We start from the raw sequence: 15,571 nt of genomic DNA, 5'->3' as shown, positions 1-15,571 counted from the left end.
CATCGGGGCGGCATCACAGCACATCAGAGCGAGGTCATCGCGCACATGTCCGGTGGGGCTTCCTTGGCGGTGCCGGAATCATAGAGGATCTGCTGCTGGGCGCAGGCGATGTAGTCCATCACCGCCTGGGCGTCGGTCGCCTGGCCGGTGACGAAGGCCGAATAGCCCTCCTGCTGGACCGACAGCATCTCCGAATATTTCGGATCGTGCCAGAAGTCCTGCGAGCGGCCGTCCTCCAGCATGAACTTGAAGGTCCGGTTCCACGGATTGATGTCGTTGAAATCGTCCCGTGAGAGCGTGGCCTTGTCGCAGGGGTTGCCGCCGCGCTTGGCGAATTCGAGCGCCGTGTCGGGCTGGTACCACCAGTTCATGAAGTCGATGGCGACGCGCATCTTCTCTTCGTCGTTGAACTTGTTGATCACCCAGGGCTGGCCGCCCATGGAATAGATGCGCTTGGCCTCGCCGGAGGGGCCGGTATGCTTGGGCGGCGGCACGACGAGCACCTTGCCTTTCAGCTCTTCGGTGATCATCGCCGGGCCGACGGCCGCCCACTGGATGGTGGCGAAGACCTTGCCCTGCGTGAACACGTCGATGCCCTCGGCGATGCCGATATTGGTCGAGCCGGGAGGTCCGTATTTCAGCCAGCGCTTGTATTCTTCCAGCGACTTGGCGTTTTCGGGCGTGTTGAGGACGCCCGCGACCTGGCCATTCTCCGGGTTCCACAGCTGGCCGCCGCGGCTCCACAGGAAGTTGTTGAAGGCGCAGGTGGCGAAATCGTAGACGCGGCTGTACTGCTGGGCAAAGCCCCAGCGCTGCTCGTCCGGCCGGGTGAAGAACTCGGCGATCTTTTCGAACTCGTCCATGGTGAGGGCTTCGAAGTCCTCGAAGCTGCGGGGCATTTCGGCGTTGTACTTCGCCTTGAAGGCCTCGCGCTCCTTCTCGTCCTCCAGCCAGTCCTTGCGCACGAAAAGCGCCTCGACGTCACCCTCCTGGGGCAGACCCCAGATGTCGCCGCTGCCGTCGGGATAGATCATGTAGGTGTCGACGACGGTCTTCGAATACCAGTCGATATTGAGCGCCGGGTTCTTGTCGATGACGTCGTTGAGCTGCAGGATCCAGCCGGGCTGGGCGAGGGCGCCGAGCCACTGACTGTCCGAGATGATGATGTTGAATTCCTGGCTGCGGGTGACGAGCGAGGTCGCGGCCTTCTGGAAGAGATCGGCGAACGGCGCTTCCTGAAACTGGAAGGAGACGTCGTAGCCGTATTTGTCCTTCACGAAGTCCGCAAAGAGCGGCGACATCTTCACGCCGAGCGAGGACGGCAGCCAGCCGGCGATGCCGAGAATGCTCATCTCGATCGACTTGCCGGCCAGCGGGTGGCTCTCCTGGGCCTTCAAACGGTTGATGAACGGCATGCCGAGAGCGCTGCCGAGGCCGAGCGCGGCGCCGCCCTTCAAAAGCGTGCGGCGTGGAACGAGGATCGACGATCCCGTCTGTGGTGATTTCGTCATGTGGCGAGTTCCTCCCAAGGACAACTTTATGACGGCATCAGGCCTCCGCGCGGTGCCCGCGCGCGGTGCCTCATCGCCCTTGCTTTCGGTGTGCAGCGCAACCTCCCAGATGCGATGCAGCAAGGGTTACAGGCCTATTGGCGACAATAGTCAAATCAGTTAATACAATTGTCAAGATGGTCTCCGTTAACACTGCCGCGACCCGCAAGACGAAGCCTGTTGCGCGTCCTCAGCCGAGCCTGACGCAGGTTCCGCTGCGCTTTCGCGACGACCCGCTGCTGTGGGCGGGATGGCTCTACGCTCACGACGGAATGACGCAGAACCAGATCGCCAAGGCGATGGGCGTCTCTCGAGCGACGGTGAACAACTACATCGCCGAGGCGCGCGGACGCGGCATCGTCAATCTGACGATGGAGACCTCGCGGCTTTCGGAATTCATGATCGCCCAGGCGCTGATCGAGCGCTTCGACCTATCGGACTGCATCGTCCTGCCAAGTGTCTCGGAGGGCCGCTCCTTGACCGAGCGACTCGGCGAAACGGGAGCGCGTGTGCTGGAGCGGCTGATCCGTCCCGGTGACGCTGTTGGCGTTTCATGGGGCCGAACGCTGCTGGAGATCGCACGCCATGTGGCGCCGACGCGGCTGCCCGACCTCTCCGTTGTCCAGGTCACCGGCGGCAGCAGCCTGAAGTCGGAATTCTCACCGGAGATCTGCGTTTCGCGGCTGGCCTCGGCGCTGACAGCCCGGCAGGTCGGCATCAGTGCGCCGGCCGTCGTCTCGAGCGCGGCCGTGCGCCGCGTTCTGATGGACGAACCGCTCCTGCGCGCCCAGTTCGACAGTGCCCGGGCGGTCGATAAGATCGTGTTCGGCATTTCCTCCTCGCGCCGGGACGCGACCATCCACCGCAGCGGCCCTTTTGCCCGGGAGGACCTCGCCCACGCGTCGTTGCAGCGAGCCGCGGCCGTGATCGCCGGTCGCTTCATCGACGATCGCGGCAGGGCCGTGCAGGGTCCGCTCGACGAGCGCACGATCGGCCTGACGCTGAAAGAAATCGGGCGGATCAAGTTTCGCATCGCCGTGGCGGGAGGGCCGGAAAAGACCACGGCCATTCTGGCGGCGCTTCGTGGCCGGCATGCGAATGTCCTGATCACCGACGCCGATACCGGCCACGCCGTGCTTCAGGCCGAGGGCATGCCGCAGGAACTGGGCGCGCTTAACGGAACCAGACGAACACAGGTACAGGGAGGAAATCGCATGAAGACCAAGAAGCTCATCAACGACCCCGCCAACATCATCGAGGAGATGCTGGAGGGGATGATGAAGGCGCATCCCAAGCATCTGCGCCAGCTGGAGCATTCGCCGCGCTCGGTGATCTCCGTCGAAGGCCCGCGCGAGGGCAAGGTCGGCATCGTCGTCGGCGGCGGCTCCGGCCACGAGCCGACCTTCGTCGGCTATGTCGGCAAGGGCCTCGCCGACGCCTGCGCCATCGGCAACGTCTTCGCCTCTCCGCCGCCGGACCCGATCCTCGAATGCACCAAGGCCGTCAGCAAGGGCGCTGGTGTCCTCTATCTTTACGGCAACTACGCCGGCGACGTGATGAATTTCGACATGGCGGCCGAGATGGCGGCGATGGAGGACATTGAGGTCAGGACGGTGCTCACGACCGACGACGTCGCATCCGCGCCGATCGACCAGAAGGAAAAGCGCCGTGGCGTCGCCGGCAATTTCTTCGTGTTCAAGGTGACGGGAGCCGCTGCCGACAAGATGATGTCGATCGACGAATGCGAGCGGATCGCCAGAAAGGCCAATGAGCGCACCTTCACGGTCGGCGTCGCGCTTGCGCCTTGCTCGCTGCCGCAGACGCTGCGGCACAATTTCGAGATCGGCCCCGGTGAGATGGAGATCGGCATGGGCATCCATGGCGAGCCCGGCGTGACGCGCGAGCCGCTGGGCACAGCCGACGATGTCGCCGACGACATACTGGAGCGTATCTTCGCGGAGCTCGACGCGCCCGAGGGCTCCACGGTCGCCGTCCTCGTCAATTCGCTCGGCTCGACGCCGCTGATGGAACTCTACGTGATCAATCGCCGGGTCGCCGAACGGCTGGAACGCAAGGGCATCTCTGTCCATGCCACCTGGGTCGGACTCTACTGTTCCTCCCTCGAAATGGCCGGCATGTCGATCACCCTGATCCATCTCGACGACGAGCTGACGGAGCTTCTCGATCACCCTTGCGACTGCGCGATGTTTCGCGCGGGCTGAGGCTTTCGTCGTCGTCTTCTCGCCATTTCAATTCGGATCGAACCATGATCACCAGCCAGAACCTCGTCGCCGTGTTTCTCGCCATCGCCGTGGCCATAGAAAAGGACAAGGATCGACTGTCCGAGCTCGATGGCGTCATCGGAGATGCCGACCACGGCGTCACCATGAGCATCGGGTTCACCGCCGTGAAGAACGCGCTGGCAGGCCTCGACCTCGCCGAGGCCGAACCGGCGACCGTCTTCAACACGGCGGCGAAATCCTTCCTCAAAGCCGTCGGCGCCTCTTCGGGGCCGCTCTACGCCACCGCCTTCATGCGGGCGGGGGCGGCGGTCAAGGGCAGGAGCGAACTCGACCGCGACGCGATGGTCGAGGCGTTCCAGGCGATGGCCAGGGGCATTCAGGATCGCGGCAAGGCCGAACGCGGCGACAAGACGATGGTCGATGCCTGGCTGCCCGCATCGGAGGCGCTCGGCGAGGCGGCCGGCAAGGACGCGACGCTTACCGAGTGTTTCGAGGCCGCCGCAAAAGCCGCCGCCGAGGGCGCGGAAGCGACCAAGGCGATGGTGGCGTCGAAGGGCAGGGCGTCCCGGCTCGGCGAACGCTCGCTCGGCCACATGGACCCGGGCGCCGCCTCGACGGCGTTGATCGTTCAGACGATGGCCGAAGAAGTCGCAAAGCTTTGATGGTGAAGACAGATTGCGCCATGGGGCCTCACCTCTCATCGCTCAGCGCGGCGACGACCGTCTCGACGATACCGAGATAGTTGCTTGCTTCCCACGCCGAGCGGCCGATGAAGAGACCGTCGATGTGCGGCCTTCTGGCGAGCGCGACGCAGTTGTCGGGATTGACGCTGCCGCCGTAAAGAACGGGTAGCGACCTTCCGATCGTCCGTTCGACGATTTCCTTGACGGCGGCGTGCTGATCGTCGGCGAAGCCGGGGTCTGCCGGAGTGCCACCTTCGCCGATTGACCACACGGGCTCGTAGGCGAAGATGACGTCGGCCCCGTCCCGCCATTCGACCTTCGAGAGCGCCGCCTCGGTCTGGCGTCTGAGGGCATTTCGCGTTTCACCCGCATCGAACTGCGCGCGCGTGTCGCCGATACAGACGAGCGCCGTGAGACCATGGCGGACGGCCGCGGCGGTCTTCAGGGCGACCGTCTCGTTGCTCTCACTGAAGTGGGTTCGGCGCTCGCTATGGCCGATCTCGACCAGCACCGCGCCGGCGTCCTTGACCTGGACGGGCGATATTTCCCCGGTCCAGGCGCCCATGTCTTCCCAGTGGACGTTCTGGGCACCCACGATGACATTCGTGCAAGACAAGGCGTCGGCGACCGGCGCAATCGCGGTGAAGGGCGGGATGACGAAGAGTTGCGCGTCACGGCATCGGGCCATCGGCGATGCCAGAAGAACATCACAGAAGGCGGCCGCTTCGCCTCTCGTCTTGTTCATTTTCCAGCTCGTTCCGATGAAAGGTCGCCTGCCGATCAAACTTTTATGTCTCCGGTTCGTTCGTGTTGCTGGGAGAAAGTCTCCTACCATATGAGCGTTCGTCAGCGAGCGTTTGCAGTCGAATGGCCGAAGGGTCTAAGAGGTTCAGATGGATCGTTCTTCATCAACTTCGCAACGTCGTCATGATGGGCAAAGCCATCTCCGTTCGACGGACCGGCTGCGAAGCCGTGGAAGTCCGCGCGGACGCTCCCGCCCGTTCATCAAGCCTGTCAGATAGCGGTCCGATGGTCGAGAAACGGAGCACGGAACGACGGCCATGCCGATCGCTGCGATCGGTCTGCGCCCTAGACTGTATCCGATCCATTTGCCTCGAGCATCCCGAATGAGAGAAGCAGGGAAGACAAGCGAAAGACCCATGGATCAACAAGCGGCCGCTGACGATCTGGAAGCTGATCTGGCGCTCGATTTTTTCGATGTTTTTGATCTCGTCCCGACGCCTCTCATGGTGCTCGATCGAAGCCTGCGCTACGTCGCGGTCAATGGCGCCTACGAAAAGGCGACCGGTCGCCAGCGCGAGGAGCTGCTCGGCAACGGGGTCTTCGAAATGTTTCCCGGGTCGGGGGAATCCGAAAGGCAAATGCGAAGGGCCTTTGCGGACGTCCTGGAAACAGGTGTGGAGAACTACATCGCGCTGATCCCCTACGAGATCCAGCGGTCGGACGCCGATGGCGGCGAAATCGAGATGCGCTACTGGAGCGCCAACCATTCGCCGATTCTGGATGGGAACGGTAACGTTCGGTACATTCTCCAGCACACCAGCGACGTCACCGACATTGTCAGGATGGATTCTAAGCGGAGCGATACGCCCGCGACACCAGCATTGATGCTCTGGCAAAATGCCGAGAACGTCCAGGCTGCCTACCGGCAGACGCTGGCCGAAAACGACGAGTTTCGCCGGCTTTTCAGCCAGGCACCCGGGATGATCGTGGTCTTTGAAGGCGAAGACCTCACCGCGACCTTCGTCAGCGAGAGCTTTTCCCGCTTCATCGGCCAGCGCCCCATCATCGCAGCCTCGCTTGTCGATGCCCTGCCGGAGCTTGAAAACCAGGAGTTCGCAGCTCTCTTGAGGGAGGCGCTTTCCACCGGGAAGAGTGTCGTCCGCGAAGGCATGAAGATCGTGCTTCGTCATCCGCCCGGTGACATCGACGCCGTGTCTTTCGTCGATATCTTCTGCAACCCGGTGCGTGACGGCGACGGGGCGGTCTACGGGGTGTTCGTCCAGGGCGTCGATCGCACCGAAGCCTTCCGGGCCGCCCATCACCAGCGGATGCTGATGGACGAACTGAACCACAGGGTGAAGAACACGCTTGCGACCATCCAGTCGATGGCCCGCCAGACATTTCGCGATCCCGTCGATCTCGACGCGGCAAGTTATGCCTTCGAGGCGCGGATCATGGCGCTCAGCCGGGTTCACAACATCCTGGCCGAGCGGCGGTGGGAAGGCGTTCCTCTGACGGCGCTGTTATGCGGCAAGCCGCAGAACGTCGATCCCGGGAGGGTGACATATCAAGGCGCGGACGCAATGCTCTCCCCAAGGACCGGCGTCGCGCTCGCCATCGTCATCCACGAGCTGTTTGCCAATGCCCGCTCGCATGGAGCGCTGAGGGCACCCGACGGGCGCATCGATGTCGCGTGGGCCGTTGTCGGAGGCAAGTCGGCGCCGCGGCTCACGCTGACCTGGCGTGAATATCATCAGACCCACGATTGCGAAAAATTGCGGCCCGGATTCGGGCTGCGCATTATCCGCAGCATCATCGAAGGCGATCTCGACGGGAGCATCTCACTTGACCTCGCCGAGAACGGGCTCATTTGCGCCTTCGAGGTGGGACTATTCGAGGTGGCGACCATTGAACTTTGATGCCGTGAGGACCGACGGTCGAACGTCGGGCATGCGCGTTCTCGTGGTCGAGGACGAGAGCCTGGTTGCACTGCAACTCGAGGATATGTTGCTCGATCTGGGCTGTATCGTCGTCGGGCCTGCCATGCGGCTGCGCGCCGCGAGCGAAATTCTCGACTCCGGCATAGCGATCGACTGTGCCGTTCTCGACGTCAATGTGAGCGGCGAAATGGTCTATCCGATCGCCGAGCGCCTCGCTGCCATGGGCATCCCGTTCATATTCGCGACCGGCTACGGACGCGACGGTGTCGAAGAGCGGTGGACCGAGGTCCCGATCTTGCAGAAGCCTTATACCGGCGAGGAGATTGGCCATTCCCTGTCGCTGTGTCTTCCGTGAATCGACAAGGCTACGGTTCTGCCTAGCAGCCTACTTTTGAGCGTCACAGAAGACAGACCACGAGATCGCGCTCTTTTGGCGAGCGTTCGCACGGTTCGGCTCCCGACAAGCTCGTGGCGGATTTTCGCCGTCGCAGTGAAGGACCGGAAAAGCCCAGGCGGCAAGATGTCGATGCTAGTTTCCGGCAATGGTTCGCAAGAGAGGCGGCTGCGTCTGTCAAAGCGACGATGAAGTTCGCAGATTGCGGCGTTCGGTGTCATCGAAGGCAGCGACGCGCTCTCCCTTGGCGCTCCCCCTTGCACCGATCGATACCAAACCTCGGCAATCACCAGATCCGCCTCATCCCGCTTGCCCGTACGAAGGATCTCCTAGCTCGCAAGAAGGTTGGGCCAGGCGACAGCGCTAAAACCGTCGAGGCTTCGACCATGGGGCCTCCGTGCGAGCGTCTGCTGCCCGGCATGGCATCATACCGTGGTGGGCGCGTTGTCGCAGGGTCCTGACTACCGGCAATTCTTCAGACGATAACGATCGCTATCACGGCGCGCGCACACTCCCGCAAGCTGAGGCGTGGGCCGGAAAAACGCCGGAAATGCTGATGCGGCGGTGTCTCGGCGGCGACGCGCTCACGTCAACTGGGATCAAGTTGCATTGATCCAGATATGATACCGTGCCGAGGATGGAGAATTTGAATCCCTTAAAAATATGATATATGCATACAAGCGACGGATGCAGCTGAGGACTTGATGGATCGTGATGCTGCATGACCGTCGAGCCGCGCTGCGAATTCGTGAATCCGTGGTAAAATCAACGTGTTGCCGAGTATTTTTTGCTCCGGCGGTCGAGATTTGGGATACGACTTCACGTCGAGTGGAGGGTGCGATCAACCGTCTGAGATGCATGACACAATCCGTCAATGAACTCTGGAATAGTATCTGACACGAACGAAGTGGCGGCTGCGCGGGTCGAACGAAGCGAGCTGTCATTTCGCGACCGGGTTCAGGCGCAAACACGCCGTTGGCGCATCGGCGCAGCAGCGGATCGATACCCCAACGCAGACGCGTTTCCGCGGATCGGGATCGCTGACCGCCAAGAGGATGAACCGTATGCCGGCCTTCACCGGAAACAAAGTCGACGTCGCGGTCGGAAATCGGGTTCGAGAGCTGCGGATTTCCGCCGGCCTGACCCAGGCGGACATCGCTCTGTATCTTTCTTCCACCGTCAGTGAGATTGATCGCTTCGAACGGGGCATGACACGGATCGGAATAGGCCGCCTCGGCGACCTCGCCATACGCTTTGGGGTCTCCGTCATGACGTTCTTCGAACTCGTCGGCTATCCCGCGGAGGATGGGGTGAACAATTCCGGCACTCCCGGCCAGGCGGAGCGCGTGAGAATACTGGTTCGCAGCATTCTCATGAGGGCCGCCCAACGCGTTCACGATTGAGGAGCTGATAGGGCGCGGCCCGAAAGGCCCCGAGCCATGCCGCTCCGACCGAAATGGGCGTCAGATCTGCCCGATGCATCGCAGAGATGCGATGCGCTTGTCGGCCGCGCCGCTCCTCACTCGCTGCGCAACGTGCCGAGATAGGCGATGATCTCGGCCTCAGAAACCACGTCGGCATATTTGGCGTTCATGTCGAAAAGGTTCGCCTCGTGCGGCGCCGGGTGGCGGTCGCCGCAGGCGTCGGCGACGACCGTCGTGATGAAGCCGTGAGACATGGCATCGACACAGGTCGCCCTCACGCAGCCGGACGTGGTCAGTCCGGTCAGAATGACGCTGTCATGGCCTCCGGCCGTCAATGTGGAGGCAAGCGAGGTCCCGAAGAAGGCCGAGGGATATTGCTTCGAAACGACGATCTCGTCGTCCTTCGGCACGAGGCCGTCGGCGAACTCGGCCATCTCCTCGCCCTTGACGAAGTTCCTCAGCGGCAGCGCCTTTTCGAAGAAGCGGCCGCCGTCTCGCCCGCCCTTGTGATAGGTCACTTCCGTCAGAACGATGGAAACGCCGGCAGCGCGCGCCGCCTCGCGGACGCGCAGGGCCGAGGCGAGCGCGTCGTCGACGCCCGCAAAAAGGTCGCAGGCCGGATCGAAATAGGCCTTTGCGAAGTCGATCAGGACGAGAGCCGGGCGTTTTCCAAAGCCGGCCTTGTTGCCATAGGCCTTGGCATAGTTCGCTGAAAGATCGTCGGTCATTGCGTGTTTCCTTCGTTCAGACGTCGCGATGCCTACTCGCCGGCGGAAGCAGCTTCGGGCCGAGCGTAGCGCTTTTCGAATTCCCAGATGTCGGAAAATCCCAGAAGTTCGTTGAAGCGGGAAAAGTCGTAAAGGTCGATCGCTTCGGTGGTTTCGCCGTTTTCACGAAGATCGGCATAGGCCTTCTTCAAGGCCGCGCCCATCGCAAGGAAGCCGACCGCGGGGTGAATGGCGATGGCATAGCCGAGCGACTTCAGCCGTTCGGCCGGGAGCAGGGGCGTACGGCCACCATTGACCATATTGGCAAGCAGCGGCGCGTCGATGGCATCGCAGATCCGCTTCATCTCGTCCTCGCTCTCGGGCGACTCGACGAACACGATGTCCGCGCCCGCCTTGGCAAATGCCTTGCCGCGCCGGATCGCCTCGTCGATGCCGTGAGCGGTGCGGGCATCGGTGCGGGCGACGATCAGGAAGTCGTCGCTCTTGCGGCTGTCGACGGCGACCTCGATCTTCTGGACCATATCGGCAAGCGGAACGACACGACGGTTCGGCGTGTGGCCGCATTTCTTCGGAAACTCCTGATCCTCGAGCTGGATCGCCGAAACGCCGGCCTGCTCGTATCCGCGCACCGTGTGGCGAACATTGAGGAGGCCTCCGTAGCCGGTATCGGCATCGGCGATGACCGGGGTCTTGGTGCGCTCGACGATCGTCGCGATCCGTCCGAGCATGTCGGAATAGGTCGCAAGGCCGGCGTCGGGCAGGCCGAGAGCCGACGCGACAGTGCCGTAGCCGGTCACGTAGAGAGCCTGGAAACCGGCGGTGTCGGCAATCATCGCGGAGATCAGCTCGAAGACGCCGGGGGCTGTGACGAATTCGCCGGAGGTGATGGCTTGCTTCAGGGACTTGTCGGCCATTTCAGTCTTCTTCTTCTCGGGCTTGGTTTCACGGTGCCATGCGTCCGGCACCCGGCCGGGAACGATGGGCCGCTGGTAGCGATGCGGAACGCTGATCTTCGCCGACAGGGAGCGCGACGTTCGAGCCTTCTGCCTGAAAGCGGTCAAACGAATAGGGCAGGCGACCGATCCAAGCGGAAAAATCGGGTTCGGCGCGTGGCGGCGTTTGACGTCGGGGCATTGGCTTGAGCACGGTCAGTCGGTAGAGAACACTTGCCACGCCCATTCATTATTTGTCCAGATAAATAATGACGATCGGGACGGGCGATGGACGCGAGGTCGAGGCGGAGCGCGAGACGATGAACCGAATGTCGAAATCGCGGGAGCGGGCTGCCTTTAGCGCCATGCCGGACCTTGCCGGCGACGATGCCGCCCCGCGCTATCAGCGCATCCACCGCACGCTCGCCGACCGCATCGAGGCGGGCGTCTATCCGATCGGCTCGCTGATGCCGACCGAGACCGAGCTGGGGCAGGAGTTCTCGACCAGCCGCTTCACCGTGCGCGAGGCGCTCAGATGCCTGACTGAAAACGGCTATGTGGAACGCCGTCAGGGCATGGGCACGCGGGTCGTCTCGGCGCAGCCGCAGGTGCGCTACTACCAGTCCTTCGAGTCGCTTCGCGAGCTCTTCCAGGGCGCCATCGACACTTACATGGTGGTGCTCGGCCACCAGCCCCTGGTGATCGACGAGCCGCTGGCGCAACGGATCGGCGGAAAGGCGGGGGAGCGCTGGATCCGGGTCGATGGCGTCCGCTGGACCGAGCCCGGCGGCCGTCCGATCAGCTATATCGAGAGCTTCGTCCCGGAGCGCTTCGAGGCTCTGGTCCCGAGCTTTTCCAGCCATTCCGGGCCGTTCTTCGATCTTCTCGAGCGCCATTCCGGCCTGACGATCGAAGAGGTTCAGCAGGAAATCCGGGCAACGCTCATGCCGGCGGAGATCTCGCATCCGCTCGGTCTACCCGCCGGGGCGCCGTCGCTTCAGCTTCTGCGGCGGTACGTGACCGATTCAGGCGTGCTGATCGCCTCGTTCAACTGGCATTCCGCCAGTCAGATGACCTACAAGATGCGCATCAGGAGGGGGCGCCAGTCACCGGAATGACGCGGCTCTGGCCCCGTCATTGCGTCCTCCTCCTGCACGGCGATATCCGTGACCCGGAGGCTTAGTACCGGGACAGCAGCGAGCCGAAGCCCTGAACCTTGTCCTCGATACCGTTCATCCGCAGGGCATGCCAATAGGTGGCCGTGTTGATGGCGATCACCGGCTTGTCGAGCCAGAATTCGGCCATGGCGCCGACCCTCGCCATGGCGAGGTTGGTTCCGGCCTGGATGATCGCCTCGACGGAAGGATCGTTCACGGCGATGATCGCGTCGCGCAGGGTCTTTTCGCTCACATGGGCAATCAGCGTCGGGCTTGCGCATTTCAGCCCTTTCACGGTCACGACCTCGTAGCCGCAGTCGGTGAAGAACTTGCGGACCTGCTCGTCGCCGATCGGCATATAGGGCGTGACGACGGCGATGCGCTTGATGTCGCCGAACTTCGACAACGCCGCCTGGCAGGCATCCGAGCCCATCGCGACATTCATGCCGGCTCTCGCCTCGATCTCGGCTTTGAGACCATCGGCGCGATCCTTTCCGTCCCAGAACGTCTCGGCCGACATTCCCATGATCATCGCGCCGGGTGCACAGGATTTCACCGCGTCGATCGCGTCCATCGTCGCTGCGCGGATACGCATGACGAGATCGTTGAAATCCTCGTCGGAATGGACGGGCCTGTCGTCGATGACGATGCGCGAAAAGTGGTTGGTGACGCCGACCGGGCGCATGTCGTCGAATTCGGGCTGCACGGAGGTGTTGGTCGAGGGCGCGATGACCCCGAATTTCATGCGATGGCCGAGGCTGTCCGGCATTTTTGGGCGATCCTGCGCTGGGGCGGTGGAATAATCGTTTGGCTGGACAATTCAACAGTATGAAACCGATTTTATCCAGTCATAAAACCGCGGGCGCATCGAACCATCCCAAGGCGGTGCGGACCCGCGTGTCAAAATTTCTGAAGGTTTCGCAGGAAAGGGACAGGGCGTGCGGGTCCACCAGAGCTCCAGCGCGCTCGCGCCCGACATGTCCGGGCGCCCTTCGCTAGCCTCGGTCCGCTTCAAGTTGGCCGCTGGGACACGGCCGCCATCGCACGCGTCACGCGTTGACGGCACCGGCATCGTCACGCCACCGTAAATCCGTGGGCGAAGGGATCGCGATCGTCGATGAAGATGGTGTTGAACCTCGTCTTCCGCGCCCAACCGCCGATCGAGGGAACGATGGCATCGAGCGATACAACCCTGACGGCGTCCTCGACCCGGCCTGAGAAGAGCGAGCCGATGATGCTTTCGTGGACGAAGCTGTCACCGACGGCGAGCCGGCCTTGCGCGGCCCATTGTGCCATGCGGGCCGAAGTGCCGGTGCCGCATGGCGAGCGGTCGATGGCTTTTTCGCCATAGACCACCGCATTGCGCGCAGTCGCACCCGCAACCGTCGGCTTGCCGGTCCAAAGCACATGGGTCAGCCGATTCGCGCCAGAACCGTGTCGGCGATCGCTCTGGCAAAGAGCTGCGGGTCGGCGACGGTTTCCCAGCCGGGAACGAAGGTGCCAGCGACGAAACGTGGCGAAAGACCCGGCTGAAGGTCCGACAGGCAGGTGCCGCTGACATGCTCGAAATCGATGCCTTCCGACTGACGCAGCTGCCACCCCGTCAGAGAGCCGCGAAATTCGCGCTCGCTTTCGTAAAGTTCCACAGATCCGTCGCGAAAGATCATCGGCCCGAGGCGGCAAGCGGTGACGAGCGCAGTCATTTCCGGCCTGGCAAGGCGCACCATCGCCGCTTGCGCCGCGGTGCCGCGCCGTGCGGTCTTCGCACTTCCTGCCCGCCAGAACCGCCAGAGCCACGGCATGATGCGCGCCGCGTAGGCGGGGGGTATCGCCAGCGGTCCGAGCGGATCGGCGAGCCATGCCGGAGCCTTCCAGAACAGCCCGCGGGCCGACAGCGGCAGGATGTCGGAATAGGCGAGGGCGCCGGCATTGCCGGCGCTGGCGCGGTTGGCGATGCCGCGCTCGTCGACCAGCGTGACCGCCCGCCCGGCTTCCTGAAGCTTATGAGCCGAGGCCAGCCCGACGATCCCGGCCCCGACAAGGACGACATCATGACGGGAACCGTCCGCTCCGGCGTCTTGCGAGCCCATCGCCCTCGAAGCGCTCAGGCAGCCGTTGCGAGACGTGGCCGCGTGTCGATGGCCCGCTGGATGATGGCGGCGATCCGATCGCGCTCGGCGCCGGACAGCACCAGACGCGGGGCACGCACGTTCTGCGACCCGTAGCCCGTCATCTGATTGGCGAGCTTGATGTACTGGACGAGCTTGATCTCGGTGTCGAGATGCAGAAGTGGCATGAACCAGCGATAGAGTTCGACGGCTTCGTCGACCTTGCGGGCTGCCGCAAGACGATAGAGCGCGACCGCTTCGTGCGGAAAACAGTTGGCCATTCCCGAAACCCAGCCGACAGCGCCGAAGAGAAGGTTTTCCAGCGCCAGGTCATCGACGCCGCAGAGGATCTCGTAGCGCTCGTCGAGGCGATTGAACATGTCGGTGATGCGCCGGCTGTCATGGCTCGATTCCTTGACCGCGACGATGTTCGGCTCGCTGGCGAGTTCGGCGAAATCCTCCGGGCTGAGGTCGACCTTGTAGGCGACGCGGTTGTTGTAGATCATGATCGGCAGATCGACGGCGCGGGCGACGGTTCGAAAATGCCCGATCGCCTCACGCGATTCCTGCTGGTAGACCATCGCCGGAAGCACCATCAGCCCGGCGGCGCCCGCATCCTTCATCCGCTGCGGACTGTCGGCGGCGGCAAGCCCGGTATTTTCGGCGATCCCCGCGATCCCCGCGATCACCTGCACCCGGCCGCCCGCCGCCTCGACCGCGGCGGCAACGACCGCCACCTTTTCATCCGCCGTGAGCGAACTGTTCTCCCCCAGCGTGCCCAGCATGACAAAGCCCTCGCAGCCCGCCTCGATGCAGCGTTCGAGATGCCGGCCAGTGGCCGCGAGATCGAGGGGCCATCCTCGCCCATCTCGGTCATCAGTGCGGGGATCGCGCCATGCCACATCCTAGCCATCACGATCGTCCTTCATCTCATCTCAAGGCGTCCATGACGCCGCAAGGCGTCGAGATGCGCCGGTATCCCCGATGAACGACACCGTGGCCGAACCACCGCATACGAAGACCAGGCCGGCGGCAACTCACCCGAAATCCCGTCGATGTGAATGGCGCGCCTATAGCATGCGAGGATGCGTTACCCCGCAATGGATGACACGCTTTGCGCCCCGTGGCAAAGCGCCCGGCCTCGATCCGCATCGTAACGCCCGAAACAAACACTGCTCCTTCCGCGAACGCCGCGTCGGCAAGGGACGGCAACGCTACAGCATCGGCCGATCACTCCGCATCGCCCGATGCTGTCGATTTTATCTGGCGCGCCGGCTTTTCGAAAAACCGGATTCCACTTTTTCGCCCGGCGCTCTAACATCGCGGCACCATTTTGCCCCGCGACCAGACCTTCCGTCTGCGACAAAGGTGTTTTTTCCCGTTCGAAGCGCCACGGATGGGGTTGCACAAAACCCCTTGCCGCGCCTATGACAACGCCAACGGAGAGGTGGCCGAGTGGTCGAAGGCGCTCCCCTGCTAAGGGAGTATACCGGAGACGGTATCGAGGGTTCGAATCCCTTCCTCTCCGCCATTTGACCCGCTGTCCGGCCCGGAGACATGGGTGACAGAACGTTCCTAAGACATGGGTGACAATCTCGTGCCGAACGGATTGTCGATTGTTTGCAAGGTTCTCTGTTCCAGGTCGATATATCCCAGATCGTACCTCAT

The 15,571-nt window shown here is 63.0% G+C and carries 13 protein-coding genes, 1 tRNA gene and 1 pseudogene; 7 read left to right on the top strand and 8 right to left on the bottom strand.

Going from position 1 to position 15,571, the window contains the following annotated elements:
* Positions 1 to 23: 23 nt before the first annotated feature.
* The gene (locus J6595_RS18145) at positions 24 to 1,511 is read right to left on the bottom strand and encodes an ABC transporter substrate-binding protein (RefSeq protein WP_209596377.1); all 1,488 of its coding nucleotides are present in this window, start codon (positions 1,509 to 1,511) and stop codon (positions 24 to 26) included.
* Positions 1,512 to 1,687: 176 nt separating this feature from the next.
* Here J6595_RS18145 and J6595_RS18140 point away from each other — a divergent pair, with 176 nt between their 5' ends.
* Positions 1,688 to 3,772 carry a bifunctional sugar-binding transcriptional regulator/dihydroxyacetone kinase subunit DhaK gene (locus J6595_RS18140; RefSeq protein ID WP_209596375.1) on the top strand — a complete coding sequence of 695 codons (2,085 nt, stop codon included), beginning with the start codon at positions 1,688 to 1,690 and terminating at the stop codon, positions 3,770 to 3,772.
* 44 nt (positions 3,773 to 3,816) lie between these two features.
* Positions 3,817 to 4,455 carry a dihydroxyacetone kinase subunit DhaL gene (gene dhaL / locus J6595_RS18135; RefSeq protein ID WP_209596373.1) on the top strand — a complete coding sequence of 213 codons (639 nt, stop codon included), beginning with the start codon at positions 3,817 to 3,819 and terminating at the stop codon, positions 4,453 to 4,455.
* A 28-nt stretch (positions 4,456 to 4,483) separates the two neighbouring features.
* On the opposite strand, the gene J6595_RS18130 is transcribed toward dhaL, so the two are convergent.
* Positions 4,484 to 5,257, bottom strand: coding sequence for a triose-phosphate isomerase (locus tag J6595_RS18130; RefSeq protein ID WP_425342178.1), 774 nt, complete (start codon positions 5,255 to 5,257; stop codon positions 4,484 to 4,486).
* Positions 5,258 to 5,537: 280 nt separating this feature from the next.
* On the opposite strand from J6595_RS18130, the gene J6595_RS18125 reads away from it, so the two are divergent.
* The 3 genes from J6595_RS18125 (at position 5,538) to J6595_RS18115 (ending at position 8,957) form a co-directional block, all read left to right on the top strand.
* The gene (locus J6595_RS18125) at positions 5,538 to 7,139 is read left to right on the top strand and encodes a sensor histidine kinase (protein WP_209596369.1); all 1,602 of its coding nucleotides are present in this window, start codon (positions 5,538 to 5,540) and stop codon (positions 7,137 to 7,139) included.
* Between the two features lie 43 nt (positions 7,140 to 7,182).
* A complete protein-coding gene (locus J6595_RS18120; RefSeq protein ID WP_342453244.1) occupies positions 7,183 to 7,515 on the top strand; it encodes a response regulator in 333 nt (110 codons plus the stop codon).
* 1,103 nt (positions 7,516 to 8,618) lie between these two features.
* The gene (locus tag J6595_RS18115) at positions 8,619 to 8,957 is read left to right on the top strand and encodes a helix-turn-helix domain-containing protein (RefSeq protein WP_209596365.1); all 339 of its coding nucleotides are present in this window, start codon (positions 8,619 to 8,621) and stop codon (positions 8,955 to 8,957) included.
* A gap of 116 nt (positions 8,958 to 9,073) precedes the next feature.
* Here J6595_RS18115 and J6595_RS18110 read toward each other — a convergent pair whose 3' ends face one another.
* Together J6595_RS18110 and J6595_RS18105 are read right to left on the bottom strand one after the other, a co-directional pair.
* Positions 9,074 to 9,706 carry an isochorismatase family protein gene (locus J6595_RS18110; protein ID WP_209596363.1) on the bottom strand — a complete coding sequence of 211 codons (633 nt, stop codon included), beginning with the start codon at positions 9,704 to 9,706 and terminating at the stop codon, positions 9,074 to 9,076.
* A 32-nt stretch (positions 9,707 to 9,738) separates the two neighbouring features.
* Positions 9,739 to 10,620, bottom strand: a complete 882-nt coding sequence (locus J6595_RS18105) for an isocitrate lyase/PEP mutase family protein (protein WP_209596362.1) — start codon at positions 10,618 to 10,620, stop codon at positions 9,739 to 9,741.
* Between the two features lie 287 nt (positions 10,621 to 10,907).
* On the opposite strand from J6595_RS18105, the gene J6595_RS18100 reads away from it, so the two are divergent.
* Complete coding sequence (locus tag J6595_RS18100; RefSeq protein ID WP_245198795.1) at positions 10,908 to 11,756, top strand: GntR family transcriptional regulator; 849 nt, start codon at positions 10,908 to 10,910, stop codon at positions 11,754 to 11,756.
* Between the two features lie 61 nt (positions 11,757 to 11,817).
* Here the strand turns inward: J6595_RS18100 and J6595_RS18095 are convergent, their stop codons facing one another.
* The 4 genes and pseudogenes from J6595_RS18095 to J6595_RS18085 all read right to left on the bottom strand — a co-directional run bounded on the left by J6595_RS18095 (position 11,818) and on the right by J6595_RS18085 (position 14,805).
* A complete protein-coding gene (locus tag J6595_RS18095; protein ID WP_209596361.1) occupies positions 11,818 to 12,564 on the bottom strand; it encodes a maleate cis-trans isomerase family protein in 747 nt (248 codons plus the stop codon).
* Positions 12,565 to 12,869: 305 nt separating this feature from the next.
* A pseudogene (locus J6595_RS22625) lies at positions 12,870 to 13,211 on the bottom strand (proline racemase family protein); the annotation flags it as partial.
* Positions 13,208 to 13,885, bottom strand: a complete 678-nt coding sequence (locus J6595_RS22620; protein WP_245198794.1) for an FAD-dependent oxidoreductase — start codon at positions 13,883 to 13,885, stop codon at positions 13,208 to 13,210. The pseudogene J6595_RS22625 and the gene J6595_RS22620, both read right to left, overlap by 4 nt.
* Positions 13,886 to 13,899: 14 nt before the next feature.
* The gene (locus J6595_RS18085; protein ID WP_209596359.1) at positions 13,900 to 14,805 is read right to left on the bottom strand and encodes a dihydrodipicolinate synthase family protein; all 906 of its coding nucleotides are present in this window, start codon (positions 14,803 to 14,805) and stop codon (positions 13,900 to 13,902) included.
* A gap of 539 nt (positions 14,806 to 15,344) precedes the next feature.
* Here J6595_RS18085 and J6595_RS18080 point away from each other — a divergent pair.
* A tRNA-Ser gene (locus J6595_RS18080) sits at positions 15,345 to 15,434 on the top strand.
* Positions 15,435 to 15,571 lie beyond the last annotated feature (137 nt).

The sequence above is a fragment of the Jiella mangrovi genome, from assembly GCF_017815135.1.
GTDB classification, from domain to species: Bacteria; Pseudomonadota; Alphaproteobacteria; order Rhizobiales; family Rhizobiaceae; genus Jiella; species Jiella mangrovi.
This window is presented reverse-complemented; position numbering and strand designations above follow the sequence as displayed.